This is a genomic window from Lederbergia sp. B243.17, assembly GCF_057657925.1.
In genome coordinates this window covers 1-3,608 of record NZ_JBWBKF010000057.1, presented here as the reverse complement: position 1 = coordinate 3,608, position 3,608 = coordinate 1, and the positions used below count along the sequence as shown (strand labels likewise).

Annotated in this window: 2 rRNA genes; both read right to left on the bottom strand. The window is 52.6% G+C overall.

Going from position 1 to position 3,608, the window contains the following annotated elements:
• Nucleotides 1-407: 407 nt before the first annotated feature.
• Nucleotides 408-523, bottom strand: a 5S ribosomal RNA gene (gene rrf / locus AC0TWI_RS10490).
• Nucleotides 524-592: 69 nt separating this feature from the next.
• Nucleotides 593-3,522, bottom strand: a 23S ribosomal RNA gene (locus AC0TWI_RS10485).
• Between the last annotated feature and the right edge of the window lie 86 nt (nt 3,523-3,608).

Here is a 3,608-nt window from a genome sequence, read left to right as displayed (position 1 = left end):
TAAATGAAGGAAACCAAGGAACTGTCCGCGGATAGACGAAATGGTCGATACTTTCTCCAGGAACGACGTAAAATTGCTGAGGCGGTAGATAACTTCTCTAAGATGGTAGATAACTTTCCTGAGAACGACATAACTCCGCGGGGTTGGTCGATATACTTGCTCGAGCATGCCCAGCGCATTCGAATTTAAACTGAAAAAGATGAGCTTGCCGATATACTCGCTAGGACGGAGATATATTCGCCAAGAACGAGATATATTCACCAAGAGGGAGATATATGTACTAAGGAAGAGATCATTATCCGCCGAGAACAAGATATAGTCTCCAGGCAGACAATACGATTAAACAACCGGCCCCTTTCAAGCAGATAAAACAAAAAAGACACCGCATCCGCGGTGTCTTTCGTTTTGCCTGGCAGCGTCCTGCTCTCGCAGGGGGAAACCCCCAACTACCATCGGCGCTGAAGAGCTTAACTTCCGTGTTCGAGATGGGAACGGGTGTGGCCTCTTCGCTATCGCCGCCAGACAAGGTGATAAGAGAAATGTTTCATTCTCTGAAAACCAGATACATGAGAAGGTAAAACCGGAAAACTGATTGATTAAGTCCTCGATCGATTAGTATCCGTCAGCTCCATGTGTCACCACACTTCCACACCGGACCTATCCACCTGATCATCTTTCAGGGATCTTACTGGCTTGCGCCATGGGAAATCTCATCTTGAGGGGGGCTTCATGCTTAGATGCTTTCAGCACTTATCCCTTCCGCACATAGCTACCCAGCGATGCTCCTGGCGGAACAACTGGTACACCAGCGGTGCGTCCATCCCGGTCCTCTCGTACTAAGGACAGCTCCTCTCAAATTTCCTGCGCCCGCGACGGATAGGGACCGAACTGTCTCACGACGTTCTGAACCCAGCTCGCGTACCGCTTTAATGGGCGAACAGCCCAACCCTTGGGACCGACTACAGCCCCAGGATGCGATGAGCCGACATCGAGGTGCCAAACCTCCCCGTCGATGTGAACTCTTGGGGGAGATAAGCCTGTTATCCCCGGGGTAGCTTTTATCCGTTGAGCGATGGCCCTTCCATGCGGAACCACCGGATCACTAAGCCCGACTTTCGTCCCTGCTCGACTTGTAGGTCTCGCAGTCAAGCTCCCTTGTGCCTTTACACTCTGCGAATGATTTCCAACCATTCTGAGGGAACCTTTGGGCGCCTCCGTTACATTTTGGGAGGCGACCGCCCCAGTCAAACTGCCTGCCAGACACTGTCTCCCACCCGGGTCACGGGTGCGGGTTAGACTGTCAATACAGCAAGGGTAGTATCCCACCGACGCCTCTGCGTAAGCTGGCGCTCACGCTTCTCCGGCTCCTACCTATCCTGTACAAGCTGCACCAACAGTCAATATCAGGCTGCAGTAAAGCTCCACGGGGTCTTTCCGTCCTGTCGCGGGTAACCTGCATCTTCACAGGTACTATAATTTCACCGAGTCTCTCGTTGAGACAGTGCCCAGATCGTTGCGCCTTTCGTGCGGGTCGGAACTTACCCGACAAGGAATTTCGCTACCTTAGGACCGTTATAGTTACGGCCGCCGTTTACTGGGGCTTCAATTCAGAGCTTCGCTTGCGCTAACCCCTCCTCTTAACCTTCCAGCACCGGGCAGGCGTCAGCCCCTATACTTCGCCTTGCGGCTTCGCAGAGACCTGTGTTTTTGCTAAACAGTCGCCTGGGCCTATTCACTGCGGCTTATCCGGGCTATTCACCCAGATGAGCACCCCTTCTCCCGAAGTTACGGGGTCATTTTGCCGAGTTCCTTAACGAGAGTTCTCTCGCACACCTTAGGATTCTCTCCTCGCCTACCTGTGTCGGTTTGCGGTACGGGCACCCATTCCCTCGCTAGAGGCTTTTCTTGGCAGTGTGGAATCAGGAACTTCGGTACTATATTTCCCTCGCCATCACAGCTCAGCTTTAGGAAGAAGGATTTGCCTCCTTCCCGGCCTAACTGCTTGGACACGGCAATCCAGCGCCGTGCTTACCCTATCCTCCTGCGTCCCCCCATTGCTCAAACGGTAATAAGGTGGTACAGGAATATCAACCTGTTGTCCATCGCCTACGCCTATCGGCCTCGGCTTAGGTCCCGACTAACCCTGAGCGGACGAGCCTTCCTCAGGAAACCTTAGGCATTCGGTGGAAGGGATTCTCACCCTTCTTTCGCTACTCATACCGGCATTCTCACTTCCAAGCGCTCCACCAGTCCTTCCGGTCTGGCTTCACAGCCCTTGGAACGCTCTCCTACCACTGACACCAACGGTGTCAATCCGCAGCTTCGGTGATCCGTTTAGCCCCGGTACATTTTCGGCGCAGAGTCACTCGACCAGTGAGCTATTACGCACTCTTTAAATGGTGGCTGCTTCTAAGCCAACATCCTGGTTGTCTGGGCAACTCCACATCCTTTTCCACTTAACGGATACTTGGGGACCTTAGCTGGCGGTCTGGGCTGTTTCCCTCTTGACTACGGATCTTATCACTCGCAGTCTGACTCCCAAGGACAAGTCATTGGCATTCGGAGTTTGTCTGAATTCGGTAACCCGATGAGGGCCCCTAGTCCAAACAGTGCTCTACCTCCAAGACTCTTACCTTGAGGCTAGCCCTAAAGCTATTTCGGAGAGAACCAGCTATCTCCAGGTTCGATTGGAATTTCACCGCTACCCACACCTCATCCCCGCACTTTTCAACGTGCGTGGGTTCGGGCCTCCAGCAAGTGTTACCTTGCCTTCACCCTGGACATGGGTAGATCACCTGGTTTCGGGTCTGCGACCTCATACTCAAACGCCCTATTCAGACTCGCTTTCGCTGCGGCTCCGTCTCTTCGACTTAACCTTGCATGAAATCGCAACTCGCCGGTTCATTCTACAAAAGGCACGCCATCACACATAAAAGTGCTCTGACTATTTGTAGGCACACGGTTTCAGGATCTCTTTCACTCCCCTTCCGGGGTGCTTTTCACCTTTCCCTCACGGTACTGGTTCACTATCGGTCACTAGGGAGTATTTAGCCTTGGGAGATGGTCCTCCCTGCTTCCGACGGGATTTCTCGTGTCCCGCCGTACTCAGGATCCACTCTGGAGGGAACGAAGTTTCAGCTACAGGGCTGTTACCTTCTCCGGCTGACCTTTCCAGGCCGCTTCGCTTACCACGTTCCTTTGTAACTCCGTATAGAGTGTCCTACAACCCCAGGAGGCAAGCCTCCTGGTTTGGGCTCTTCCCGTTTCGCTCGCCGCTACTTGGGGAATCGATTTTTCTTTCTCTTCCTCCGGGTACTGAGATGTTTCAGTTCCCCGGGTCTGCCTCGTTTACCCTATGTATTCAGATAAACGTACTACCCCATTACGGGCAGTGGGTTTCCCCATTCGGAAATCTCCGGATCAAAGCTTGCTTACAGCTCCCCGAAGCATATCGGTGTTAGTCCCGTCCTTCATCGGCTCCTAGTGCCAAGGCATCCACCGTGCGCCCTTTCTAACTTAATCAAGGATTGCATATCTTACGGAAGAATTCCATAAGGTGGTGTTTCTCGGTTTGTTGCTTCTCATTGTATCTAGTTTTCAAAGAACGA